16 protein-coding genes and 4 pseudogenes are annotated in these 24,901 nt (G+C 61.8%); 8 read left to right on the forward strand and 12 right to left on the reverse strand.

What is annotated here, in order from left to right:
• Nucleotides 1-13 precede the first annotated feature (13 nt).
• The gene (gene hemN / locus KQH60_RS13860; RefSeq protein WP_237577006.1) at nucleotides 14-1,405 is read left to right on the forward strand and encodes an oxygen-independent coproporphyrinogen III oxidase; all 1,392 of its coding nucleotides are present in this window, start codon (nucleotides 14-16) and stop codon (nucleotides 1,403-1,405) included.
• 28 nt (nucleotides 1,406-1,433) lie between these two features.
• Here the strand turns inward: hemN and KQH60_RS13865 are convergent.
• The 4 genes and pseudogenes from KQH60_RS13865 to KQH60_RS15100 all read right to left on the reverse strand — a co-directional run.
• Nucleotides 1,434-1,683 (reverse strand): annotated as a pseudogene (locus KQH60_RS13865) (solute carrier family 23 protein); the annotation flags it as partial.
• A gap of 209 nt (nucleotides 1,684-1,892) precedes the next feature.
• Entirely contained in the window at nucleotides 1,893-5,525 is a 3,633-nt protein-coding gene (locus KQH60_RS13870) for an indolepyruvate ferredoxin oxidoreductase family protein (RefSeq protein WP_237577007.1), read from the reverse strand.
• Between the two features lie 308 nt (nucleotides 5,526-5,833).
• Nucleotides 5,834-6,148, reverse strand: a complete 315-nt coding sequence (locus tag KQH60_RS13875; protein WP_237577008.1) for a hypothetical protein — start codon at nucleotides 6,146-6,148, stop codon at nucleotides 5,834-5,836.
• 398 nt (nucleotides 6,149-6,546) lie between these two features.
• Nucleotides 6,547-6,796: pseudogene (locus KQH60_RS15100) on the reverse strand (aspartyl/asparaginyl beta-hydroxylase domain-containing protein); the annotation flags it as partial.
• A 348-nt stretch (nucleotides 6,797-7,144) separates the two neighbouring features.
• Here KQH60_RS15100 and KQH60_RS13890 point away from each other — a divergent pair.
• Nucleotides 7,145-8,896 carry a penicillin-binding protein 2 gene (locus tag KQH60_RS13890; protein WP_237577009.1) on the forward strand — a complete coding sequence of 584 codons (1,752 nt, stop codon included), beginning with the start codon at nucleotides 7,145-7,147 and terminating at the stop codon, nucleotides 8,894-8,896.
• A 733-nt stretch (nucleotides 8,897-9,629) separates the two neighbouring features.
• Here the strand turns inward: KQH60_RS13890 and KQH60_RS13895 are convergent.
• On the reverse strand, nucleotides 9,630-10,622 hold the full coding sequence (locus KQH60_RS13895) for a bile acid:sodium symporter family protein (RefSeq protein WP_237577010.1): 993 nt from the start codon (nucleotides 10,620-10,622) through the stop codon (nucleotides 9,630-9,632).
• A gap of 264 nt (nucleotides 10,623-10,886) precedes the next feature.
• On the opposite strand from KQH60_RS13895, the gene KQH60_RS13900 reads away from it, so the two are divergent.
• The gene (locus KQH60_RS13900; protein ID WP_237577011.1) at nucleotides 10,887-11,579 is read left to right on the forward strand and encodes a hypothetical protein; all 693 of its coding nucleotides are present in this window, start codon (nucleotides 10,887-10,889) and stop codon (nucleotides 11,577-11,579) included.
• 776 nt (nucleotides 11,580-12,355) lie between these two features.
• Here the strand turns inward: KQH60_RS13900 and KQH60_RS13905 are convergent.
• Nucleotides 12,356-13,315, reverse strand: a complete 960-nt coding sequence (locus tag KQH60_RS13905) for a nitronate monooxygenase family protein (RefSeq protein ID WP_237577012.1) — start codon at nucleotides 13,313-13,315, stop codon at nucleotides 12,356-12,358.
• A 268-nt stretch (nucleotides 13,316-13,583) separates the two neighbouring features.
• Between KQH60_RS13905 and KQH60_RS13910 the strand changes: the two are divergent.
• Nucleotides 13,584-14,445, forward strand: a pseudogene (locus KQH60_RS13910) (alpha/beta fold hydrolase).
• Between the two features lie 287 nt (nucleotides 14,446-14,732).
• Here KQH60_RS13910 and KQH60_RS13915 read toward each other — a convergent pair.
• Nucleotides 14,733-15,065 (reverse strand): annotated as a pseudogene (locus KQH60_RS13915) (YbaK/EbsC family protein); the annotation flags it as partial.
• A gap of 192 nt (nucleotides 15,066-15,257) precedes the next feature.
• Here KQH60_RS13915 and KQH60_RS13920 point away from each other — a divergent pair.
• Entirely contained in the window at nucleotides 15,258-16,016 is a 759-nt protein-coding gene (locus KQH60_RS13920) for a Mut7-C ubiquitin/RNAse domain-containing protein (protein WP_237577024.1), read from the forward strand.
• On the opposite strand, the gene KQH60_RS13925 is transcribed toward KQH60_RS13920, so the two are convergent.
• The 4 genes from KQH60_RS13925 to KQH60_RS13940 all read right to left on the reverse strand — a co-directional run bounded on the left by KQH60_RS13925 (nucleotide 15,991) and on the right by KQH60_RS13940 (nucleotide 20,948).
• The gene (locus KQH60_RS13925; protein WP_237577013.1) at nucleotides 15,991-17,886 is read right to left on the reverse strand and encodes an ATP-binding cassette domain-containing protein; all 1,896 of its coding nucleotides are present in this window, start codon (nucleotides 17,884-17,886) and stop codon (nucleotides 15,991-15,993) included. The two genes, KQH60_RS13920 and KQH60_RS13925, sit on opposite strands and share 26 nt — an antisense overlap.
• On the reverse strand, nucleotides 17,883-18,728 hold the full coding sequence (locus KQH60_RS13930) for an extracellular solute-binding protein (protein WP_237577025.1): 846 nt from the start codon (nucleotides 18,726-18,728) through the stop codon (nucleotides 17,883-17,885). Before KQH60_RS13930 ends, KQH60_RS13925 begins: the two co-directional genes overlap by 4 nt.
• 950 nt (nucleotides 18,729-19,678) lie before the next feature.
• Nucleotides 19,679-19,849, reverse strand: a complete 171-nt coding sequence (locus KQH60_RS13935) for a hypothetical protein (protein WP_237577014.1) — start codon at nucleotides 19,847-19,849, stop codon at nucleotides 19,679-19,681.
• 580 nt (nucleotides 19,850-20,429) lie between these two features.
• Nucleotides 20,430-20,948: a DUF6496 domain-containing protein gene (locus KQH60_RS13940; RefSeq protein ID WP_237577015.1), complete on the reverse strand. Its 519-nt coding sequence runs from the start codon at nucleotides 20,946-20,948 to the stop codon at nucleotides 20,430-20,432.
• 479 nt (nucleotides 20,949-21,427) lie between these two features.
• Between KQH60_RS13940 and KQH60_RS13945 the strand changes: the two genes are divergently transcribed.
• Together KQH60_RS13945 and KQH60_RS13950 are read left to right on the forward strand one after the other, a co-directional pair.
• Nucleotides 21,428-21,982, forward strand: coding sequence for a hemerythrin domain-containing protein (locus KQH60_RS13945; RefSeq protein ID WP_237577016.1), 555 nt, complete (start codon nucleotides 21,428-21,430; stop codon nucleotides 21,980-21,982).
• Nucleotides 21,983-22,344: 362 nt separating this feature from the next.
• Nucleotides 22,345-22,590: a DUF72 domain-containing protein gene (locus tag KQH60_RS13950; RefSeq protein WP_237577017.1), complete on the forward strand. Its 246-nt coding sequence runs from the start codon at nucleotides 22,345-22,347 to the stop codon at nucleotides 22,588-22,590.
• A 195-nt stretch (nucleotides 22,591-22,785) separates the two neighbouring features.
• On the opposite strand, the gene KQH60_RS13955 is transcribed toward KQH60_RS13950, so the two are convergent.
• The gene (locus KQH60_RS13955) at nucleotides 22,786-23,652 is read right to left on the reverse strand and encodes a glucose 1-dehydrogenase (protein ID WP_237577018.1); all 867 of its coding nucleotides are present in this window, start codon (nucleotides 23,650-23,652) and stop codon (nucleotides 22,786-22,788) included.
• A 797-nt stretch (nucleotides 23,653-24,449) separates the two neighbouring features.
• Here KQH60_RS13955 and KQH60_RS13960 point away from each other — a divergent pair.
• Complete coding sequence (locus tag KQH60_RS13960) at nucleotides 24,450-24,620, forward strand: hypothetical protein (protein WP_237577019.1); 171 nt, start codon at nucleotides 24,450-24,452, stop codon at nucleotides 24,618-24,620.
• Nucleotides 24,621-24,901: the final 281 nt, after the last annotated feature.

The raw sequence follows: 24,901 nt of genomic DNA on the forward strand, positions 1-24,901 counted from the left end.
GGATATCCCCCGCATGACGACCACCCGCGACCTGTTCGACGCCGAGTTGATCGGCCGCTACGCGCTCGATGGCCCTCGCTACACCTCCTATCCGAGCGCGGCGTTGTTCAATTCATCACTGGACGTCGATGTATACCAAGGCGCCATCCAACGCTCCAATGTGCACGGCCAGGACTTGTCGCTGTACGTGCATATTCCATTTTGCAACACCGTTTGCTTCTACTGCGGCTGCAACAAGGTCATCACAAAAAACCGCAGCCGCGCCGATAGCTACGTGGAAGCGCTGGGCCAGGAACTTGCGCTGCAATCGACGCTGTTCGGACAAGGCCGGCGGATACGTCAATTGCATTGGGGAGGCGGCACGCCAACGTTCCTGTGCCAGCTTCAGATCATGCAGTTGATGAAAGGGATCGGCGAGCATTTCACGCTCACGCCGGATCGGGACGACGTCGAGTATTCCATCGAGATCGACCCTCGCGCGGTTGACGATTCGACGATCTCGAGGCTGCGCGAGCTGGGCTTCAATCGTCTGAGCCTGGGCGTACAGGATATCGATCCGCTCGTGCAGCAGGCGGTCAACCGGATTCAGCCACGCGAGATGACAGCCGACGCGATCCGCCAGGCACGCGAAAGTGGCTACAAGTCGATCAGCGTCGATCTGATCTATGGGCTGCCGCACCAGACGGTATCGAGCTATGCGCGCACACTCGACACCCTCATCGAACTCGCGCCGGACCGGCTGTCGGTGTTCGCCTACTCCCACCTGCCGCATCTGTTCAAGATGCAGCGCCAAATCGATTCGAACGCACTGCCATCGCCCACGCAGCGGCTGGCGATCTTGCAGTTAGTGATCGAACGGCTCAGCGACGCCGGCTACGTCTATATCGGGATGGATCATTTTGCCCGGCCGGACGACGAGTTGGCGATCGCACAACGCAACGGCACGCTGCACCGCAACTTTCAAGGCTACAGCACCCACGCTGACTGCGACGTATTGGGCATTGGCGCGTCATCGATTGGCCGTATCGACGATGTCTACGTGCAAAACGAAAAGGACGTCGAGCGCTACGAGGCCCGGGTGCGCCACGGCGAGCTGCCGCTTTCTCGCGGCTGGCAGCTGAGCGCCGATGACCAGTTGCGACGGGATGTGATCGGGCAATTGATGTGTACATTCTCCGTGCGCTTCGCGCAGGTCGAGACGACGTACAGCATACGCTTCTTATCGTATTTCGAGCAGGAACTGGAGCGCCTGCGCACACTGCAAGACGATGGGCTGGTGTCGGTGGACGACAAGGGCATCGTCGTGCCGATGCGCGGCCGGCTGCTGATTCGCAACATCTGCATGACGTTCGACCGCTACGTGGGTACCTCCAGCAACGTGGTGCAGTATTCGAAGACGGTCTAAATGCCACCGGTCGCGGTGCGGTACTCCGACCCTGCCCCGCGTAGCCCTTGACGGCGATCACCAATCCCATGAATGCGAAACTCGATTCGAGGTAACTCGTCACGTGGCCGCCGACTAGCACGCAAAACAGCAGCGTGCCGATACCCGACATCCAAACACAGGTTCGGAACAAACCCCATCAACAACGGCGCGAGCACAGTCGAGCCGAACATCGCGACCACGTGCTGCACGCCCGTCACCAGCGTCTGCGCGACTGGCAACCGCTCTTCGGATGCGATGACGCCAGGCGGCGCGCCACAGCGCGCCTAGCGCCCTACCTACGCCCCTTCGAGCGTGCGGCGCACAACGGCTTGCGGCGGGCGAGCCGACGCAACGGACGGCATCGCCGGCCAACCGACCTGCAAGTCAATGTGCCACCAGACCAGCCGCCATGACCAGCAGGGCGACGCGCCACCAGGCCAACTGCCATGCGCCCATGGCTGGCAACTCAGCGCGCCACCACCGGTATGCCGCGCAACGCGCTGGTCACGGGTGCCTGCTCGAGCGCGGCGCGCACCGCGTCGCCGGTCGCCGGTTCGATGCCAAGCCGCCGTGCGAGCACGCGCTCGTGGGCCTTGGCTGCCACCACGCTGGCGAGCTTGACCGGTCCATAGCCGCGTACTTGCTGCATGACTTCGGCCAGCCGTACCGCGTCGGACAACGTATCGGGCGAAAGCACGCCGAGCAGCGCATCGATGCTGGACGCATAGTCCAACGCGAGTTGCCGCTCCATACGCCTTTCCAGCGTTTTGCCGAATGGATCCAGCGGCGTGCCACGCAACCCCTTGAGCCGGGCCAGTACGCCGAGTGCAGGCCACATCCATTGGCCAAGGCGCACCTTCTTTGGCCGCTGCCCGAGGGCCGCGTGCGTGAGTACCGGGGGTGCCATGTTGAACTCAATACGGAAATCGCGTCCCGCCACACCGTCGAATTGCGCCTGCAGCGCCTGTCGGAATGTGCCGTCGCTATAGAGGCGCGCGACCTCGTATTCGTCCTTGACGGCCACCAACTTGAAGAAGGTCGTCGCCACCGCACGCGTCAATGGTTCACTGCGGTGCCCGGCTGTTGCGCCGCCGGGCGCCAGGCGCCGCTCCGCATCGCGCACCTTGTCAAGCAGCGCGCAAAAGCGCGCGACGTACCGCGTCCCGCCATAGTCGAGCAGCCGGGCCTGGCGGTCGGCGATTACCGCGTCCACGTCGGTAGCCAAATCGGGCGTCACCGAGAACGGCAACGCCGGGGCCTCGGCACACGGCGCGTGAAGCAGTCCGTCGAGCGCCGCCGCATCCGCGGCGGCGATCCGACCGAGCGAGAACGCCAACTTGTTCGCGCTGACCGCGACGTTATTTAACTCAATCGCACGCAGCAGTGCATCGAGTGACACGGGCACGAGGCCGCGCTGCCACGCATAGCCGAGCATCAGGATGTCGGAGCCGATCGTGTCGCCGAGAAACCGTTGCGCGAGCGCCTGCGCATCGCAGGCCTCGAGTCGCTCGTCCCCTACTGCGTGGCGCATCTTATCGAGCAACGCTGGTGCATGAAGGTCCGCATCGGGATTGCCGACAAACGAAGCAGTCGGGATCAGATGGGTGTTGACGATGAGGCGGGTACGGCCGTGCCGGACCGTTTGCAATGCGTCGGCGCCCGCGCCGACGACCATGTCACAGGCCAGCAGCAAGTCGGCCTGTTGCGTATCGATACGCACCTGGTTCAGCAGCACGTCGGTCGCGGCAAGCCGCACGAACGACAGCACCGCGCCCCCTTTTTGCGCGAACCCCATGAAATCGAGCACGGACGCACTCTTGCGCTCCAGATGCGCGGCCATCGAGATCAGCGCCCCCACGGTAACCACGCCCGTGCCGCCCACGCCGGTCACCAGGATGTCGTACGGCGTATCGCCCAATGGCGTCGCCGGCAGCGGTAGCCGAGACACCACCACGGATAGTGCATCGACGTCAAATGCGGCGCCGGCTGGCTGCTTCAGCTTCGCGCCACGCACGGTCACAAAGCTCGGGCAGAAGCCGTTTATACACGAGTAGTCCTTGTTGCACGACGATTGCTGGATGCGACGCTTACGTCCCAGCGGGGTCTCCAGCGGCTCGACGGACAGGCAGTTGGACTGCACGCCGCAATCGCCACATCCCTCGCACACCGCCTCGTTGATGAACAGGCGCTGATCCGGATCAGGGAACTCGCCCTTCTTGCGACGCCGCCGCTTCTCGGCGGCACAGGTCTGGTCGTAGATCAACACGGTGACACCAGGCGTGTCGCGCAGGCGACGCTGCACCTCATCGAGCTGCGCGCGCGGATGAAACGTAGTGCCGCGCGGAAACAGCCCCTCGTGTCCCTGGTATTTCTGCGGCTCATCGCTGACCACGACGAGCGCTGCAATGCCCTCAGCCTCGACCTGCCACGCAATCTGCGGCACGGAGATACTGCCGTCCACGGGTTGCCCGCCAGTCATCGCGACCGCATCGTTGTACAGGATTTTGTATGTAATATTCGTGCGCGCCGCCACCGCCTGGCGAATCGCCAGTAAGCCGGAATGGAAATACGTGCCATCGCCCAGATTCTGGAATACGTGCGGCGTCTTCGTAAACATCGAGTGCGAGACCCAATCGCTCCCCTCGCCACCCATCTGGACCAGCCCGGTCGTATTCCGCTCCATCCACGAAGCCATGAAATGGCAACCGATGCCCGCCTGCGCGATCGACCCTTCCGGCACACGAGTCGACGTATTATGCGGACAGCCGGAACAAAAATACGGCACCCGGCGCACCGCATCGGCCGCGTTCGACAGAACCTGCGGCGCGACCAACTCGACCACCCGCTCGCGGCGGTCCAGCGCCGGCTTGTGGCGCGCCAGCCAATCGGCCAATACCGGCAGCACACGCGACGGACGCAACTCGCCGAGCGCCGACAGCAATGGCCGCCCCTGCGCATCGTGCTTGCCAATCACCACGGGTCGCGCATCGGCGCGGCGGTTGAACAAGTAATCCTTGATCTGCTGCTCGACGACCGGCCCCTTTTCCTCGATCACGAGAACTTCGGACAACCCGTTGACGAAAGTGTCGATGCGGGTCATCTCGAGCGGGAACGACAGACCCACTTTGTAAATGCGAACACCCGCGGCGTCCAGATCCTGCACTGTGAACTCCAGCCGCCGCAACGCTTCCATCAGATCCAGGTGCGCCTTGCCGCACGTGACGATGCCCACGTTCGCCTGCATACCGCGCGCCACCCACTTGTCGATGCTGTTGACACGTGCAAAATGTCGGGCCGCGTCAAGCTTGGCCGCCATGCGCGCCTCGATGGCCAGGCTCGGCAGATCCGGCCAGCGGTTGTGTAGCCCGTGCGGCGGGCCGACATAGTCGGCCGGCGCAGACCATTCGGTTCGCAACGCGTCTAGCTCGACGGTCGAGCCCGATTCGACCGTCTCAGAAATCGCCTTGAAGCCGACCCAGTTTCCCGAAAACCGCGACAGAGCCCAGCCGTACAAGCCGAACTCGAGCATGTCGGCGACATTTGCCGGATTGACGATCGGCATCTGCCACGCGATCATCGTAAAGTCGCTTTGGTGCGGCATTGACGAGGACACGCAGCCGTGATCGTCGCCGGCCACCACCAGCACGCCGCCGTGCGGCGATGAGCCATATGCATTGCCGTGCTTGAGCGCGTCGCCGGCGCGATCCACGCCCGGGCCCTTGCCGTACCACATCGCAAATACGCCGTCAACGGTGCGCTGCGGGTCGGCCTCCACGCGCTGCGTGCCGAGTACCGCAGTGCCACCAAGTTCCTCGTTGACGGCCGGCAGAAAGCGGATGCCACCCGCATCGAGATAGGGCTTTGCCTTCCACAATTGCAGGTCCACCATGCCCAGCGGCGAGCCACGATAGCCGCTGACGAAACCTGCCGTGTTGAGCCCCCGCGCCTTGTCCAGCGCACTTTGCATCAACGTGAGCCGCACCAGCGCCTGCGTCCCGGTAAGAAAGACGCGGCCGCTAGTCGCGCGCAGATTGTCCGACAACTGGTAGGCGGACAGTAGCGGACCCAGCGATCCAGGCGGAAGGCGATCGAAGCCCATATTTGTCTCCTTGTATTTTGGAGTACTTGGGAGGCCTCGCGGCAAACACCGGGAGCCGCGCCTCGCCTGACGGAGAACGCGAGACCTTAGCAATACACCATTTTCCGCACGGACGCGGGAAGATTTTTACGAAGATCGGTGCACGCATGGCGTTTGTGCGGTGGATTTGCCACGAAACTTTAAGTTACGAGCGAATTCACCTATTTGCGCAAAAAAGAAATAGCGTTGCCGACACCGACGGGCGGGCGGCCCGCGCATGCTGGCCAAGCCCCACTACAGACGCGCGTCAATCCGCCGACCATCGTGCATCAAAATGGCAGTTCGCTGAGAATGCGAGGCGCGAGTGCCCACGCCACGCCGGTCAGGTTATCGATGTTGAACGAACGCACGTCCAACGCCCACAGATCGATCAACACGAATGGCTTGTGCGTCGCGATGATGGCCTGGACCCATTTCGGCTCGACGAAGCCGGCCAACGCGAGGGCGTCCGACTGGCGCACACGCAACAGGCAGCCAAACGCGTCGTCGCCGCTGACCGTCAGCATCGATGGCGCGCTCGCTGCAAACCTGCTCGTGCTCGACACCGTGCAGCACGTGAGAGAAGAATGGGTTCGAAATGCCATTGTTATGCTACCGGCGGATCACAAACGCGAGACGCCGGATGCACTCGAGACGCAACTGCGCCAGATCGTAGCCCAGCCGCTTGGCCACTTGCACGACACGCGCGCGTGGCATCGGACAAGGCCGGCTGGTTCTTCAGCGCACGCGACACGGTGCCAATCGATACCTGGGCGACGCGCAACTTCTCCGATCGTGGTGTTCATCGTCGAGAAAAAGGTGCGGCGCCGTCCCATTCAGCGCGCGCGTTTATGGTATGCGCGCAGTGTATAGTAAATAGCACGATGTCAAAAAATAGGGTCGCTTGAGGATGCTCAGCGACTGCATTTTTCCTCTTTTTTCATTTCAGGATTTAAGGTTACCTGGTCCGATCTTTATTGTTTAGTAAGTTTTAAATCGTCCGTTATCCCTGGACATTTACGCCAATATCCGGCTGCCGCATAAGTCCCCTCAGCCACGCCGCCACAACGGTCAGCGTGGACAATCTAGGCAAGTTAGCGGCAGGTCGCGCAGGCGGATATCGAGCAGCAGCACAATACGCGCCTCGTCGCTGCCGTGCCACACCTCGTGCAGGAATATGTCATCCTCAGCAGATACTCGCCGTCATGCAGCCGATACGCGCGCTGATCCCCTTTAAGCACGGTGGCTAGCGTGTCGCCTTGATGCCGCGGCATCAATCGCAATAGGTCATCAAGCAAGATGGCCCAGAATGACTCCTGTTGCGGTGCAATAGGCATGCCCGACGCGAGTAATGGGCACGATGCCAGACAGCGTCGGGCGGCGCGCCCAGTTGTGCCGATCGGTACACTATAGGCTGTCGCCACACTCATGGAGGATAGTCGTCGGCCCTATGCGGGTTCGTGGGCAGGTATTCACACATCCGATCGTCGTTTAGAGATATCGGACGATACGCACATTCTGGATGATGCACGCTTGCCAGCGAAAGGAGATTGAAAGCAAAATACACGTCAACCGTCGCTTCGGAACGCCGTACCCCCGCCATGTCGCTTTGGAATAAAAGGTTGTCGCGTGATCCTTATGCACCGCTAAAAAGCCCTCTGCTCGCGGTCCGCATGCCACGCTGGCGCTCCAGGTTGGTCCTGGCGTTGATCATCGTAGGCTTCAGTGCGTTGGCCGTGCGCGCGCTGTGGGTACAAGTCATTGACCGAGATTTCTATACTGCCCAAGGCCAAAAGCGCTATCAGCTCACGTTGCCGCTGGATGCGACGCGCGGGCGCATCGTCGATCGGCATGGTGCACTGCTCGCCGTCAGCGTGGCGACCTATGAGATCTGGGCCACACCCGGGCTGGTCAAGCCGCAGACAGTGGCACCATTGGCCAAGCTGCTGGACATGCCGGTGGCCGAACTCGAGCGCCGGCTCGCGCCGCATCGTGGCTTCGTGCTGCTCAAGCGCCAGATCGACGAGGAAACCGCCACCCGCATCGAGGCGCTCGGCGGCGCGGGCATCACGCGCGTGGCCAGCGAGAAGCGCGTCTATCCAGAAGGCGAATCGGTCGCGCAGATCGTGGGTTTCACCGACCTGGAGAATAACGGGTTGGAAGGCGTCGAGCTCGCGTTGAACGAGGCGCTCAAAGGCAACGCTGGCCAACGTGAGGTGGTCCGTGACCGACTCGGTCGGTTCCTGTACGATGCGCGCCCCATTACGCCGGCCCGACATGGCGACACGATCCAGCTGACGATCGACCGCCGTATCCAGCAGCTAGCGTATGCGCAGCTCGAAGCCGCGATCAAGCAACACCAAGCGAAGGCGGGCAGCGTCGTGGTGCTCGATGCGCGCGGCGGCGAGATCCTGGCGATGGCAAACTGGCCGACCTTCGATCCAAACGATCGGGCGGCCCGAGTGTCGGGCCAGGTCCGAAACCGTGCTCTGACCGACACGTTCGAGCCGGGCTCGACAATCAAGCCGATGATCGTTGCACTGGCACTGGACGCAGGCAAGGTGCGCCCCGATACGCTGATCGATACATCCCCCGGCACCTATCGGATTGGGCGCAACGTCATCCACGACACGTCGAACCACGGCCTGATCACCGTCGCGCAGGCAATCCAGAAATCCAGTAACGTCGCCATGGCGAAATTGGCGCTATCGCTGCCGGCCGAGACAATCTGGTCCAAGTACCAGGAATACGGCTTTGGCCATCCGCCTGCCATCACGTTTCCCGGCGCTGCTCCGGGCAAGTTGCGTCCGTACAAGCACTGGGTCCCGATCGACCAAGCCACGCATGCGTACGGGTATGGACTGTCGATGTCGCTGATGCAGGTTGCCCAGGCCTACACCGCGTTTGCCGGCGACGGCGTGATGAAGCCGGCCAAGCTGGTGATCAGGGACGAACCGGACATGGCCGTTGGCCATCGCACCGTGACGACACCAGACACAGCGGCATCGATCCGCGCGATGCTGGAGATGGCCGTCGGCCCTGGCGGCACCGCACGCGCCGCGATGATCGATAGCTACCGCGCTGGCGGCAAGACGGGCACCGTGCGCAAGCTCGCCGGCACCAGCTATGCGAAGGACAAGTATCGCGCACTGTTCGTCGGCATGGCGCCGATGAGTGATCCGCGCGTCATCGTCGCGGTGATGATCGACGAACCGGCAGGCCGATCGTTCTATGGCGGCTCGGTCGCCGGACCGGTGTTCGCTGCGGTGACCGGCGAGTCGCTACAATTGCTCGGCGTGCCGCCGGACGCCACGCCGCTGCTGTCGGGCACGTCAAACGACGCCAGCGCTTAACCCGCGTCGCGACGGGTGTGCGCACTTTTCTTGATAGCGCGCACCTAGCTCTCGCCGGTCACCCATTCAAAGTAGCCGCCGTTTTCCACGATCACAAAGCGATCGGTCGGATAAAGCGGGGCATCGCTCGTCAAAATCCGCGCCACCTGCTCGAGCGTTGCGCCCTTGTCGATCGTTCATGGCGCGGCATTGGCGGCGAAATGGCGAAATGGCGAAATGGCGAAATGGCGAACGTCAGGCATGGCTTGCTGCCAAACAGTTCACGGTGACAAGGCAGCGCATAGCGGTCGATGAGGGCGCGCCGGACCAACCGTCTCGCCTAACGGCCCGGCCAGTTGCGAGCCAATCCCATCGTCGTTTCCAAGTTAGTGATATTTTCGAATCGGCATTCTCAGCAGCCAGTTCAAGCGACCGATGATGGATTGGTTACCACGAATCTAAAACAGTTAGAGCCCTTATTCCATTCCGGCCGCACGGCTATCACGCAAGTACAATCGGCCCAACGCACTGCTGCCCGAAAATAGGCCGATATGCCGGAAAACCCGTCCAGCGCGATTATTCGGCAGACAACAATGGATTAATAAGCTTGAATTACCAGAAGTTATGACATGTTCGCGGGAGCAGTACAATTTCCGCCAATATGTCGGATCGAATTTCCGTCAACGTGCCGGATCGAGCGGACAGGGGCGGCTCACGCGACGGCGCTCCTTTGACTAACGCTCGTCGCGCGATTTCAACGACGTATACACGATTGGGTCGCGCCGGCGGATCGCGCGCTCCAACGTTGCGCCAGCACCGCGCAGGTCATCAGTTGAATCTGATGGAATAACATCAGGGGCAACACGATCGCCCCCAGCGCGTGGCCGGCGAATATTACCTTGGCCATCGGAATACCGGCTGCAAGGCTTTTTTTCGAGCCGCAGAAAATAATGGTAATCCGATCCTCGTCATCAAAGCCGAGCCATCGGGCGGCAAAGCCAGTGAACAACAACGCGAGCGCGAGCAACAGCATGCATGAGAACAGCAGTGCGAGCAGCGCCGATAGCGGAATCTGGTGCCACAATCCCTGATTGACCGCCTCGCTGAACGCGGTATAGACAACGAGCAGGATCGAGCCTTGGTCGACTAACTTCAGCACCACGGCATGACGCGCAATCCAGCGGCCGATCCATGGCCGCAGCAGTTGGCCTGCGACGAACGGCACCAGCAATTGCAGCACGATATTGAACACGGTGTGCCACGACTCGCCACCCGCGTTCTGCTTGGACAGGATCATCCCGACAATCAACGGCGTAGCGAAGATACCAAGCAGACTGGAAGCCGACGCGCTGCACACCGCCGCCGGCACGTTGCCCTTGGCAATCGACGTGAAGGCGATCGAGGATTGGACTGTTGAAGGCAACGCACACAGGAACAACATGCCGACATAGAGTTCCGGCGTCAACAGCGGCGCGATCAGCGGTCTGAGCGCAAGCCCAAGTAGCGGAAATATGGCGAACGTGCACAGCATCACAAAAAGGTGCAGCCGCCAATGGGTCGCGCCAGCGACGACCGCCTCACGCGACAGCTTCGCGCCGTGCAGGAAAAACAGCAACCCGACGGCACCATTCGTGAACCCATTGAATGCCAGTGCCGTGCCGCCGCGACACGGCAAGAAAGTCGCGATCGCCACCGTCGTGACCAGCGCAAGGGTGAAATTGTCAGGCAGCAGCTTAGGTCGGTCCATAGTTATCTGGGCGCCGTGTGGCGTCATCGCGGCGGGCCGCGCCTGTAACCCTCTCGGGCCATGGGCACGCCCACGTGGAGAAAGCACCTATTGTCGGCGCTCGTTTATTTAATAGACAAATTCATTTTTCTATTGTTTCCATGCATCAATTTCATATATTTGTCGCTCACCTTGGCCGTTACATGCGGTTACAACACGGGGGCTCACCTAACATTTTTCGGCTCGACACGCGCGTGTCATGTGAATAAATTAGCTTGATAACCGGTGCAATCCTCGACTTTGATGCTGCTGCGTGGCGGCCGTACGTTTTCGTTGCTGAGCGTGTCCGCCATCACAATCGGGACGGTGATCGCGCTCGGGCTAGTTACCAGAGCGCTCACGCCGGGCCGCGAGGGGATACAGATGCAGCCATTTGTCTGGGCGCTGCGGTTACCCGGCCTCACGACGCAGGATACGCATCCGGCGGGCAGTAACGCCGGGGCCTCGCCCCATCTGCACAACGCCGCGTCCGGGGTCTTGCTGGTAGCGGGCGCCGCCGACGCAGGCATCGCGCATGTCAATCCGCGGGGCCCACGCGCGCTGGCCAGTGTACTGTCCATGCAGGCCGAGACATCCGGTTCGACCGCGCAGCAGGTTGCAGCGGCGCGCGGGCAAGGGGGCAAGATTGAGTTCGGCAGGCCAGCACAGCCGTTCATCGCACCCTGCGCCGCGCAGCGCGTAATGATCGTGCGGATTGGTGCGCGGACACCGCAGTTGCGCCCACTGAGCCCAATCGTGCCGGTTTCGGTCGAGATGCGTGTGACCTCCCGGCTCGATATGGAGCACAGCGCGGTGCGCGCCGGCTCGCTTCGGGCGGACATCACCCAGTACAATGCGGAACATCGCCATGTGCCGCCGGCACGCCACGCGACGCCGTATGTTCCGCCCCCTCACGACGCCTGGCCCTACGCGCATTGACGCCATTGTCACGTCGATAAAATACAATACTGCTCGGCGTGCCGCTGCGTTCAGCAAGGTCGCCATTGCCCGCGAGTGCCGCGCGATTGCTAGGCACGGGCGACTTCTTGAATCCGCCCGACGCCGCCATGGCTGCGCAGCCAGAGCATTGCCCAATTAGGTATCGTTTTAATTTTTCGATCGCCAATGTATGTGGCCAGTACATCCTCACGGAGAACTCGGGGATGACCGGAGAGAGGGCACGCAGGGGAAACCGGCGAAGGCAGGCATGACCGTTCCATTGGCCGGCAGCACTGTGATGGCCTCGTACGCGCCCTCAAAGGATGGCAGCGGCATGGACCAGAAGCGCAACACGTGAGCACTTGGCTATGACTATTTGCTGTCCAAGCGCGGCCGACGTGTAGGCCACGTACATGTACGACCAGTTCGCTGGCCAGTGGAGCGGCGACACGTTCGACGTGGGCCTATGCGCGGTTCTGACTGCGAGTCGGCGCAACGCGCACTTGCTTGCCGCCTTAAAAGCGCACATTATTTCCTGACACGAACGAATAAGCGCCGGCCACGGCGTAAGTGCACGAAATCATGGATACGCTGGTCAGCATGAAAGTGTTTCGCCACGTCGTCGAAGCCGGCAGTTTCACGGCAGCGGCTGAGCGCATGGATCGCCGAGCACTTCGCTGGCGGCGCGTACTGGCCAACCCGCGAACATGTGACGATGCTGGCCGCACGCGGTGCCGCCTACTGCCAGCCAGCCGGCGAGAACATGACGAGCCGCGCTACAACGCAAGCCTCGCGCGGGCGGCTTGGTACTCGTCCTTAAGCCGCGCGACAAGTTCGGCCACGCTTGGAATATCGTCCACCAGGCCAACCCCTTGGCCGGCGCCCCAAATGTCCTTCCATGCCTTGGCCTCGCTGCTGCCACCGCCAAAGTTCATTTGACTCTTGTCGGACACCGGCAAGTTGTCTGGATCTAGGCCGGCCGCCACGATGCTCTGCCGTATGTAGTTGCCATGCACGCCGGTGAATAAATTCGTGTAGACAATATCCGCCGCATTGGCCTGTACGATGGCCTGCTTGTACGCGTGCGCTGCATGCGCTTCGCGCGTTGCAATGAAGCGCGTGCCGATGTACGCCAGATCCGCGCCCATTGCCTGGGCGGCAAAAATGGACGCGCCATTGGCGATCGATCCGGACAGGACCAGCGGCCCATCGAACAGTTTGCGCACTTCACCCACCAGCGCAAACGGCGACAGTGTGCCCGCGTGCCCACCGGCGCCGGCCGCCACCAGGACCAAGCCGTCGACGCCTGCCTCCAGCGCTTTTTGCGCATGACGCAGATTGACCACGTCGTGTAGAACGATGCCGCCGTATGAATGGACCGCGTCGATCATCTCCTTGATCGGCGCGCGCAGACTGGTGATAAAGATCGGCACCCGATGGTCGACGCACACGCGCACGTCGCGCTCCAGTCGGGCGTTGGACTGATGCACGATTTGATTGACCGCGATCGGGCCGATCACTGCGTCCGGATGCTCAGCACGGTGCTGCGCCAGCGCCTGCTGGATTTGCGTGAGCCATTCGTCGAGTAATTCTGGCGGCCGCGCATTGAGCACGGGAAAGGATCCGACGATGCCCGCCTTGCACTGCGCCAACACCAGTTCCGGATAGCTGACGATGAACATCGGCGACGATACGACCGGCAGTGACAAACGCTGCAGTAACGGGGGCAAGGCCATGCTGGATGTCTCCTAAAGCCGGAGGGTATCGAACGCCCTTTATTATACGGGGCGATTAATAGGATATTCCTTTAAAGCACGTCCGTTCGTTCTTGTTTTATTGAGGAAGTATTCGGTTTAGATGAAAATTGCGTGGTTCAATCCGACAAAGGAAATAGCGTGCTCCTGCAATACGCCCTTCACTGATCGCCCCGAGGGAACCATGGCGCGTGCGACTGAATCGATCGCTGGATTTCGCCACGTCAGTGTGCGTGTTGCCGACACGGCAATGGGGCGCTCCGACATCGAGATTTTCACCGCGCTGGGTGGCGACGGGCCGCCGCTGCTGTTGCTGCATGGTCATCCTCAGACGCATATGATCTGGCATCGCGTCGCAACTGGCGCAGCGGTTCACCGTGATTGCCGCCGATCTGCGCGGATACGGTGCGTCGTCGAAGCCCGCTGCCGACGATCCGCAACACGTGCTTTATGCCAAGCGGACAATGGCGGCTGACCTCGTACAGGTGATGCGCGAGCTCGGCCATGAATGTTTCTTCATCTGCGCCCATGATCGAGGCGCGCGCGTCGCACATCGAATGGCGCTGGACTGCCCTGGCGCGGTGGAACGGCTGATGCTACTGGACATCGCGCCGACGCTGGCGATGTACGAGCAAACTAACCGCCAGTTCGCGACGCAGTACTTTCACTGGTTTTTCCTGATCCAGCCGGAACCGCTGCCTGAAACGCTGATCAGCGCGGCGCCACACGTCTATATCGAGCAAGTCATGGGATCGCGGCATGCCGGCCTGCAGGCATTCGCGCCGCAAGCGCTGCACGCCTATCGTCAGGCGCTGGCGCAACCCGGCGCCGTGCACGCGATGTGCGAGGACTATCGTGCGTCGGCCGGCATTGACCTACTGCACGAGCGCATCGACCTCGAGCGAGGCAACAAGATTGCCTGCCCGTTGCGCGTGCTGTGGGGCGAGCATGGCGTGCTCGCACAATGCTTCGATCCTCTGGCGCAATGGCGCCGCGTCGCCCGCGACGTGAGCGGCCGAGCGCTGCCGTGCGGCCACTATATTCCGGAGGAGGCGCCGCAAGCGCTATTGGAGGAAATCGATGCTTTTTTCGATTACCGACCACCGGCGTGACATGGAAATAGCGCGACCGATTTTTCATTTGAATGAATCATTGCACCCCACGTCATTCCATTCACGAATCGGTATCAAAAAAAACGAAATTCGCGCACCCGTGACACTCAAATAACGCGGTTATTTGAAATTCATGCCGACATTATCTGTAGGGAAAGTACCCATTCAGCGACGTTGATCCGTCAGATAGCATTCTTGCGACGCTGATCACGTCGCACGATATTCTGCCGTTTGCCGCTCGCGAACGGCTTTTTCTTTTTCTGGCATACCATCGCGTGTCGTGCCTGTCATGGCACGTCACGCAGCGCGACGTCGACCACCGGCGCATCGGTCAACTCAACGCGTTGCCGCGGCGACAAGTTGAATACCGCGTGCGGGTGGCCGGCTGCCGCCCACAGGATATCCAGCGCCAGCAGGTCGGCATCGATCAGCGTGACCGGCGACACCACATGGCCAATCGGGCAGACCCCGCCGATCGCGTAGCCGGTCTTCTCACGCACAAACTTCGCATCCGCACGGGTTAGCGCGCCCACGCGCGCGGCCACCTTGCGCTCATCGACCCGGTTGAGGCCGCTTGCCACCACCAGCACCGGCGCATCGTCATCGACGCGACGGAAGATACCTGTATCGATCCGTTATTCTAAGGTAGTGCCGCGGCATGCCAGATGTTACAGTTAATTTATGGGCTTTGATGGTCGCCGCCCGTTGCAGCCACGAAGCGTCGCCCACGACTGGCCGATGCCATGTTTGCCGGAGAGCACCATGCTCAATTTCGCGATTTTTGCCAAGGCAGCCGGTATCGGCTTGGCGTGATGACCACGGCGAGCTTCCGTTTCCACGCTGAATTGAACGCGTTTCTGCCTGTGGGACTGCGTCAGCGGACATTCGCCGCATCGTACGCGCGCAATGCGTCGGTCAAGCACACGATCGAGGCGCTGGGCGTGCCTCATACCGAAGTGGGACGGCTTGTCATCAATGGCGAGGCGGCTGGCTTCGAGCGAGCGCTCGCCGACGGGGACAGCGTGGTAGTGTATCCGCCCAGCGAGCGCGCCCCGGTGCCGCTGCGCGGCACGCTGCCCGACCCGTTGCGGTTCCTCGCCGACGCCCACCTAGGCCGACTCACGCGTCTGCTGCGCATGGCGGGCTTTGACACGCTGTACGACAACCGCATCGACGATCGCGACGTCGAGCGAATCGCCGCGCAGGAACGACGCATTGTGCTCACGCGCGACCGCGAGTTGCTCAAGCGGCGCGGCATCGAGCATGGGTGCTATGTGCGCGCGCTCGATCCGCTCGAACAACTGCGTGAAGTCGCCGCGCGACTATCGCTGCACACACGGGCACGGCCATTGCACCTCTGCCTGCACTGCAATGCGCCATTGCGCAGAGTCGATAAGGCTGCCGTGCTCGCGCGGGTTCCGCCCAGTGTGCGCGAGCGATGCGACCGGTTTTCAACCTGCGACGTATGCGGCAGGCTCTACTGGGAAGGCTCGCATTGGAAACGGATGAGCGAGCTGATGAACGAGGTGCTGGGCGCACGAGCCGCTACGGCGTCACGGGCCACACCGTAGTCGTGCCTGCCGCGATATCAACACGGCAGCACTGGCCTTCGCGCTCGTGCAACCCGCACGCTGTACGCGCGTCAGCGTCCGATGGCGCACGGCAATGAAGCAGCGCGGCGCCCAGTCGCACCGCCACGCGCGTCTCGCCATGCGATTCATACACCCGTTCCACCACTGCGGTGTGCCGGCCCTGCGCGCTCATCGAGACGCCGCGCGCATCGACGCGCCACATCAGCCGCGTACCGGCCGGCAGACCGCCGTCGCGCACGTCGAGCAACACGCCGCCGATATCCACCTTGCCGCCGGCCACCAACGTGCCCTCGCCAACGTTGTCGATACCTAGCAACTGCGCCACCTTCAGACTGGCCGGCCGCTCGAATAGCGCGCGCGTCGGCCCTTGCTGCAACACGCGTCCGCGGTCCAGCACGAGCATTTCGTCGGCTAGCAACGCCGCATCATCCGGATCGTGCGTGACGAGGACCGTGATCGCATCGATCTCCCGCTGCAACGTGCGCAACATCTCGCGCAACATACGCCGGCGCGGGGTATCCAGCGCGGAGAACGGCTCGTCCAGCAAGATCACGCGCGCGTTGCGCGCCAATGCGCGCGCCAGCGCCACGCGCTGCCGCTGGCCAAGCGAAAGCTGTGCTGGCAGGCGCTGCGCCAGTGGCGCGATCCCCAAATGCAGGCTCCAGTAGCGCGCGGCACCCGGGTCGGCGTCGGCGGCGAACGTGAGCTGCCGCGCAACGCTCATATGCGGAAAAAGACCGTAGTCCTGTGGCACATAGGCCATGTGCCGCGACTGCGGCGCGCTGGCCGTCATCACTTCACCATCGACGATAACCGAGTGCGTTGCGCCATGCTGCAGACCGGCGATCATGCGCAGCGTAAGGGACTTGCCGGACCCGGACGCGCCGATGATCGCCAACCGCCGGCTGCGCGCGCGCCATTGAACATTGAGCACGAAATCGTCGAGCGTGCACGTGAGGTGAAACGCCAGCGTGCCGCCCGAGGAAGGACGTGGCACAGGCACGACTGCACGGGCGAGCGGGCGCAATGGGTCGAGCTCGTCGCCCGGGGCGGCAATGGCGACCGGGCGCGATGGCCGCAGACGGACGGTGACCGCCAGCGACAATGCCAGCGCGATGCCCAACGTCGGCGCGAGCAGCGGCAGCATCGCGGGCAGACCCACCGAGCCGAACACCACATACGTATACACCGGCAGCGAGTACGGATGGTAGGCTACCATCACCGTGGCGCCGAACTCGCCGAATGCGCGAAGCCACGCGAGCACCATGCCGGCGCGGATGGACGGCCAGGCGATCGGCAGCCAGACGCGCAACAAGCGCGTGCGCGCGTCATGCCCCAGCGTGGCCGCGACGTCGTCCAGGACCGGATCGACAGAATCGAATGCCGAACGGGCAGCCACGATCAGAAACGGCGCAGCCACGAAAGTTTGCGCGAGCACGACGCCCGCGAACGAATCAGTCAACCCGCCACCAGCCAACGTGCCAAGCGGACTGTACGGACCGAGCAGAAACAGCAGGAGCACGCCGCTGGACAGCGGCGGCAACGCCAAGGGCAATTGCGCGACAAAGCCGAGCACGCTTGCCCATCTGGAGCGTGAACGCGACAGTAGATAACCGAGCGGGATTCCGGTGAGCGCGATCAGCAGTGTGGCCAGCGTCGCGCTGCCCACCGACACGGCAGTTGCCTCGGCAAGCGCCCCGGGCTCGATCGCGCGCCAGTCGGCGTGCGTGAGCTGCGGCAGCACGGCGATGAACGGCGCGCACAGATAAAGCGCCAGCAACGCCGCAAGCCACCCCAGGGGCGTGGCGCGCCGCCGCCTCGCGCCGCCACCGCCACGTTGCAGCGTCATCGCGCCGCATCGAGCATGGCTTGCACGCGCGCAGGGACCTGTGTGCGCTCGCCGCCGACACTCGGCACGATCACGTCGATGCCGGCGTCACGCAGCAATGCACGCGCCTTCGGCCCGAGCAGAAACGTCACGAAGCGCATCGCGCCTTCCTTGTTTGGCGCGTCGTTCAAGATCGTGACTGTATAGCTGGCCTTGACCGCGAGTTCGTTCGGCAATTTCACCGTCGGGACATGCAACTGCGCCGTCTCGGTCGAATAAAAAAAGCCCACATCGAGCTGCCCCGACTGCAGGCGGCCCATCAGCGTTTCTTCCGGCAACACCTGCTTCGGATTGTCTGGTGTCCCGAGCATGCGCTGCACCAGATCCGGCTGCCGATACAGCGACGCGGCGCGGGTCACCGCCTCGAGCGTAAAAGCCCCCTTCGGATCGAGCTTCGGATCCGTGCGCCCAATCCGGATGCCCGGCTGCAGCAACACCTTGTCCCAGCGTTCAGTCTTCAGCGATGCCGCAAAGCGGCTGTTTGCGTTGTAACCGAGCAGCAGCGGCGACTCGCCAAAATTCACATACCAGCTAACCAAGTTGCCGTTCGCAGCACCGTCCAGGCTTACATTGACCTTCGGCGTGGCGCTGATGAACACGTCACCACGCCGCAGCTTACCCTTCAACTCGTTGGCCAACTTGTTTGAGCCGGCGCCATAGCCAGAGAACGCCAACCCCGACGCCTTCTCGAACGCCGGCCCGATGGAGCGCTCCATCACCTGCACTAGCGACCCGGCGTACAATACCCGTACCGTGCCGGCTTCGCCAGCCAGCGCGACATCGGGCGCCGCCGCCACGGCCATCGCCGCCAGCACGAGCGCACTGTGCACGAACCACGACAGCGATAGGCACAGCGCACGGACACTCGTCGCGAAGCGTTCATGCAACATTGCGTTCCTCATCTTCGTTATATTGGGCAATATATTACGTTATCGGCTGCGTTGAATTTTGCACGCTGCTCCCTGCAGCAACATTGTTATCCCACGCCCCTGCCCGGTCAGCCAGACTGCACGTGGTGCCGCACTCAAACCGTCAAGGCATGCGAACGAATCGCGCGCTTGTACTGATCAACGGGGCAAGCTGCCGCGTGCTGCTTCGCGTGGGAACGTTGCGCCTTGGGGGCTGAACCCGCGCGCGCTCCGCCGCGCGCCGCGCCGACCGTCGACAGCGCTGGCTCAAAGACCTAATCGCCGGCTGCACCGTCGCCCGTCGCCGGCCTGCTGCCGCCCCGCTGACGGCACGAGGATCGTGCCGCGTGCTTCGTCGATACAGACTTCGGCCCACACCGCCGAATGCTTACCCATGACATCGCTGTGCTGCCATGATTATTCACGGGCCGACGCTCCAAATCTGCTCCACTCGATAGTGGAATTTTTCGGTACGATACTGAATCCCAGCGTGTACTCGAATCTACCGAAATTTGTGCGCGGCCCCAAATATTCGGCAACTGTTTGATTTAAAGAACTTGGATAAATTGCTGAAAAGCTCTTCGGAATCGAGAACTTGGATCAGATGGGCCTAGGCGGATCGAAACCTCATTCGCAATGCGAAGCTCGAGAGTTCAATCATCCTCCGCTCCACCAAGAATTTACTTTAAATTAATGCTTAGGCTGATTTTCTTTCTGCGTTGCTTCTGTCGTCGTTTGGCTCGACACCCCACAGGGTGACAGACAGTTGCCTGCCCGGCGGAAAGAATGGCATGCGCTCCGATACAAGATCAACAGTTACGACAGGGCGTGACCACTCGCGACCGTTATCCTTCGTCCTCTGATGTGCGGTCTTCGTCAGCGATGCGATTCTTCTGTCGAAGCAATGCCAGCACCTTTTCATGATCATCGTAGAAGTCGTGCAACAAGTATGCCGCGTATTCCTTGGTTACCTTCACTTCCGGCGGCGTAACTTGTCGCCATTCTTCGAGCAGCATGTAGTTTGCACAAAGTTACGAATTTCGTCTTGGGCGCGTTTGCGTCGTGACGTAGTGATCACGTCGTCTGCGGCAGCCAAATCAATTGACTGTTTGAGTGCTATACCTTTCTTGGGTTTTTATCCGTTGGTGCGAAGCGTCTTGTCCAGCACGGACTAAAACAAGGCAGCCGCCCGTTAGCATCAGGCTTGCGCGCACTCTTTTCTAGTATTTATTTAGGTTTCCTTCTGGGATCGCTTCAGGCAATACTTGGCGAACTCACCGAACTGGGGTCGAGCTTGTGTGCCGCCTTTTGTGGTTTATGGCAATGGGCAGAGAAACGCGAGCCGGAATTGCGCGTTGAGCGAAAAACTAGAGGGTTCAGCGTGACGTACGGAACAACAAGACTGGACACGGCACGCAATTAAAAGCCGCATGACGACGGCCATAAAGAAGCACCTCGGGGTAACGCCACGGCAGCACAGGTAGTCCGCTCCAGCACCGCTTAGGCGGACGTCGTAGTCAACGGAGCAGCCGCGTAGATACGAGGCGGCTACGCGGGACGGGGGCGCGCGACCCGGCCGTCCCGCGCCCGTTCCTCTTAGTGGTATGCGCGTGCGGCGCGCGTGTGGGCAGCCTTTTTGGCGGCAGCAGAGCGGCCGGCCGCGCCCTTCGTCTTGGCTGCACGCTTGGCCGCAGCGGAGCGGCTGGCGGCTGGCCGTTTAGCCGCGGCGGATCTGGCCTGCTTTGACATCGACTCGCGTGTGGCACCGTCCGAATGCTCGCGCCGCAGTACAGAGGTCGTCGTGCGCGAGCGCTTGGCTCGGCTCTCGTTGCTCGCGGAACCCGTCGTCTTGTGCTGACCCGCCGCGCTGTCTTTGGCCGTTTTTTTGCGGGTTGACTCGCTGACGGTGCCTTTCTTCGGCGGCTTCAGCTCAACGCCCGCCCGCCGCGCCTTTGACAGCCCGATGGCCACGGCTTGCTTAGCCGAGCGCACACCATGCTTGCCGGCCCGAACATGTTCGATCTCTTCCTTGACGAATTCGCCGGCCTGCGTGCTAGCCGATTTACCCGCACGCTTGTCGGCCCGCGCTCGAGCCATAGTCTTTCTTTCTGGCATGACAATCCTCCTTGAAAGAGACGCTGTATGCCCGGAACCAGCAACCCTCGTGCCAGCACATGACCACGGCACGCGCTGGTCCTGGGCTCGCATCGGTCGAATCGCTTGGGTTATCGATAGGTCGCGCGGCGCCCGTCCTTCGCGTCTCGAGTCGGCCCTGGTGCAACCTGATTGCCCCCGTCGAGCGCGTAACGGTCAGCATTTGGGCGATCTCGGCGACGTCAGTTTGTCCCGAAAGCCGGGCATCGGCTTCCGGACGCGAACCGCCTTTGATGATCAGGCATGCGATCTATAAAACATCGTTACTCGCGAGCATAAGGCGAGCGCGCGGTATGGGCTGCCAGCGCCTAACTCGCCGTCCGCGTGCGGGGCTGACTTCGGGCGGGAACAATGCTCATGCCGTGCCATGCGGCGGCTCGGCGACACGGGGCCGGGCGCGTCGTTTGCTAAACGCAGTAGACCTTCCCACAGGAGCGAACATGACTACTACTGCGACACACCAAAAATCCACGCAATCTTCGACAATACCATCTCATGATGTCGGCACTACGCATGCAGCCGAGCAGGACGCGATTGCACTGTTGGAGGCGGACCATCGCGCGGTCCAGCGGCTATTCGATACGTTCGACAAGACGCCCGATGACGATCCCGACGCCAAGGCAACGCTAGTTACGCGCGCGTGCGACGAATTGGCCATGCATACCATCATCGAGGAAGAAATTTTGTATCCAGCGGCGCATCGTGCGCTGTCGGGGCAGCCGCAAAAGGAAGTCGACCAAGCCTATGTCGAGCATTTTCTCGTTAAGACTTTGATGGAGAAACTACGGGGCTCCCGGCCAGGGGACGATGGTTTCGATGCTGCGTTCAAGGTATTGTCGGAAAACGTCCAGCATCATGTCAGCGAGGAAGAGTCGGTACTGTTCCCCGCGCTGCGCAAGGCAGGCGTGGACCTGGCTGAGCTTGGCGCGCGTATTGCACAGCGCAAGGCGCAGTTGCAGAAGAAAGTGTCCAAGGACGTCGGCGACCGCACTTGATGCGCGAACGACTCGTGGCGCGCTGTGCCAGCCTGCTTGGCGAGGCAGGCTGACATCACCGGGGGCGCACTGTCGTATCGTGAGAGATCGCGCCCGCAGCGGGCGCGTCTGTAATCTGACTGCGCGCTACAGACGGATCGACGTCGGGGCGAGTGGCGCGCAGGCCCGCTACACGTCAACCAAGTCAGTTCAGATTAGCTCCGGGACATGCCGGCGGCGCGGGAAACTCGCCAGCGGGCATGATCGTCATATTGCGCAGTCCTATTTGGCGCTCCATCATAACCGCAAGCTTAGACATGCGATCGAGGTACGTCACGAGCGCTTTGTGAATCCGCCGTTCATTCACCTGCTGCGCCGCTATCATGCCGCCCCGGTCGTGGGATTCCACCGAACATTGGCCCTATATCGAGGATGTCACGGCCGACTTCGTTTATCTGCGCCTGTACAGCACCGAGAACAAGTACGCCGGCGCCGCATATAGCGACCCGGCGCTGCAACGCTGGACGCGCCGCATAGCGTGCTGGGCGCAAGGCGGATTGCCTGACGATGCGATGCTGCCCGTGTCGGACAACACCCATCATGCGCCGCCGCGTATTGTGCTATTTTGAATACCAAGACACAAGCGCCGTTCGATGCCTAGCGTTTGAACGAGATTCTGGCGCAGGCGAGCTCTTCCGCGGCGGCGGGCGAGACAACCCGATGAGCGGTGGCGGCCGCAGCCGGCTTTGCATCCGCTCGGCCGCCCGTTTGCCGCCCGACACCCCTGCGCCGGCACGGGTGAGGCCGGCCTGCATGACTCGCGCCTACAGCATCGGTGCGCCGCCCGTTACCGCGATCGTCGCCCCTGAAACATAGCTCGATTCGTCGGATGCGAGCATCACATACGCGGGGGCTACTTCGGCCGGCTGTCCGGGCCGTTTCATCGGCACCTGCGCGCCGAATTGCTTGACCTTCTCCGCCGGCATCGTTGCGGGGATCAATGGGGTCCAAATGGGCCCAGGCGCCACGCAGTTTGCTCGAATGCCTTTTTGCGCAAGCAATTGCGCCAATCCCGCCGTGAAATTCTGGATCGCCCCCTTGGTGGCGGCATACGCCAGCAAGGTCGGATTCGGATGATCGGCATTGATTGATGTGGTGTTGATGATGGAGCCGCCCGCCTTCATATGATGCAGCGCGGACCGGGTGATCCTGAACATTGCTCCAATGTTCGTATCGAACGTGTTGTCCCACTCGTCGTCTGAAATCTCGTCCAGCGACTCATGCGTCATTTGAAACGCCGCATTGTTGACCACGACATCGATTTTGCCAAATACATCAGCGGCTTGCTGGACAATCCGCGCGCAGTGTTCGCGCTGCGCCACATCGCCGCGCACAAGCACGGCACGTCGCCCCGCCTGTTCGACCCAGCGCGCTGTCTCGCGCGCATCATCATCCTCGTCGAGATAGGCGATTAACACGTCAGCGCCTTCCCTAGCAAATGCGATGGCTACCGCGCGTCCGATTCCGCTATCGCCTCCGGTAATAATCGACGCTTTGCCGGCAAGGCGGCCCGAACCTTGGTATGAGTGCTCGCCATGGTCGGGTTGCGGTTGCATGCCGCCAGTGTGGCCCGGCACCGTGGCTTGCTGCTGGTGTGGCAATGGGGGTTCTGGACGTTGGTTTTCAGTCATGACACGCTCCTGTTCGTTGATCGTCGCGCGACACCGGCGCGCGCATGCTGGTAATAGCAACCCATGGGCCCGCAGCGCGAAGGTTTCCGCCCAGTGCGCGATGGGACGTGCAGCGTTGTGCCGTACCAGTCATGACTCGCTGCGGTAGATGGGCTACCCGGCAAAGTGGGCCATTCAGCGACGCCACTGCCTTGCTGCACGACGAGCGTCAATTCGCATTCCATCCGATCATCTTTGTTGACCGTACGCCATTGGATATCGGATTGTTCCTCGATATGTCCGCTTTCTTGGCCCACCGTTGCACCGTTGGAGTGGAACTGGCATCACAACTGCGAGAGCGTGCAACTGCGAGAGCGTCCCGATTAGATCCGGCATGGTGAGCGATCCCGCTGGCTTGCCGGCCGGGATGGCAGCACGTTCACCTGCTGCATCGACAGGCATGCGGCCAAATCCACCAGCAGCGTCATGCGAATCCGGCCGGCTTGCCTGACTTGCCGCGATTCAAGCGTAGTGCCGCGCCGGCGAGCAGCGCGACCGCCCACCATAATGCGACGTCGCGTCAACTGAGCGATGCGACATTGATTTCATGATACGACGGGCGCACGGCGCTGCGTGAGCGTCTCGGGACGGGTCAACGTAACCGTATGTCGGCTGCGGGGTGTTGGCTCGCGCACTTCGTTAGGAATAGCCTTTGCTAAATTTACCTTCGTACACTGGCGGGTACGAGGCATTCCACGCCAACCGGCGAAGGCGTGCCTCTCATACCGGTTAGTGTCGACATTAAATGGAGGAACACGATGAAACAATCGGACAAGCCGCTGTCGCCTGGTGATGAGGCTGGGCCGGATGCGCCGGGCGTGGGCGAGGCGATCTGCCAAGCGTGCCATGGCACCGGGACAGTGAACGGCGTATGCTGCACGATGTGCAATGGGACGGGCAAGGTGCTGCAAGGTGTGGGTGGCGGCTAAGCCATTGGGCGATCAGCGCCTAGCGGCTTGACCCAACGTCTCGGGTCCCCGCCACTGCGCCATGTTTACGGTGACACGGCTTTGCGGCCACTTGAACGGCGTGGGAATGAGATGTCGATACAGTCCTTTGCAGCGAAAGTGCAGCCTTGTCAGCAACACGTTGAAAATGGCTCTTCCACACTTTGTGTGAACCTGCAGGTGACAATAGTGGTCAAGCGCGATATCGCATCACTCGGATAATTGTCGTGAATTTTTCCTTCCTTCAGCGCCTGTTGCCCGCT

Source organism: Mycetohabitans sp. B8, assembly GCF_021991875.1.
Classification (GTDB): Bacteria; Pseudomonadota; Gammaproteobacteria; order Burkholderiales; family Burkholderiaceae; genus Mycetohabitans.

Bases quoted from the DNA above. Each gene is read 5' to 3' on its own strand.
- hemN (WP_237577006.1), top strand. From the start codon at position 14: ATGACGACCACCCGCGACCTGTTCGACGCCGAGTTGATCGGCCGCTAC.
- KQH60_RS13870 (WP_237577007.1), bottom strand. From the start codon at position 5,525: ATGGGCTTCGATCGCCTTCCGCCTGGATCGCTGGGTCCGCTACTGTCC.
- KQH60_RS13875 (WP_237577008.1), bottom strand. From the start codon at position 6,148: ATGGCATTTCGAACCCATTCTTCTCTCACGTGCTGCACGGTGTCGAGC.
- KQH60_RS13890 (WP_237577009.1), top strand. From the start codon at position 7,145: ATGTCGCTTTGGAATAAAAGGTTGTCGCGTGATCCTTATGCACCGCTA.
- KQH60_RS13895 (WP_237577010.1), bottom strand. From the start codon at position 10,622: ATGGACCGACCTAAGCTGCTGCCTGACAATTTCACCCTTGCGCTGGTC.
- KQH60_RS13905 (WP_237577012.1), bottom strand. From the start codon at position 13,315: ATGGCCTTGCCCCCGTTACTGCAGCGTTTGTCACTGCCGGTCGTATCG.
- KQH60_RS13920 (WP_237577024.1), top strand. From the start codon at position 15,258: ATGACCACGGCGAGCTTCCGTTTCCACGCTGAATTGAACGCGTTTCTG.
- KQH60_RS13925 (WP_237577013.1), bottom strand. From the start codon at position 17,886: ATGACGCTGCAACGTGGCGGTGGCGGCGCGAGGCGGCGGCGCGCCACG.
- KQH60_RS13930 (WP_237577025.1), bottom strand. From the start codon at position 18,728: ATGGCCGTGGCGGCGGCGCCCGATGTCGCGCTGGCTGGCGAAGCCGGC.
- KQH60_RS13935 (WP_237577014.1), bottom strand. From the start codon at position 19,849: ATGCTGCTCGAAGAATGGCGACAAGTTACGCCGCCGGAAGTGAAGGTA.
- KQH60_RS13940 (WP_237577015.1), bottom strand. From the start codon at position 20,948: ATGCCAGAAAGAAAGACTATGGCTCGAGCGCGGGCCGACAAGCGTGCG.
- KQH60_RS13945 (WP_237577016.1), top strand. From the start codon at position 21,428: ATGACTACTACTGCGACACACCAAAAATCCACGCAATCTTCGACAATA.
- KQH60_RS13950 (WP_237577017.1), top strand. From the start codon at position 22,345: ATGCCGCCCCGGTCGTGGGATTCCACCGAACATTGGCCCTATATCGAG.
- KQH60_RS13955 (WP_237577018.1), bottom strand. From the start codon at position 23,652: ATGACTGAAAACCAACGTCCAGAACCCCCATTGCCACACCAGCAGCAA.
- KQH60_RS13960 (WP_237577019.1), top strand. From the start codon at position 24,450: ATGAAACAATCGGACAAGCCGCTGTCGCCTGGTGATGAGGCTGGGCCG.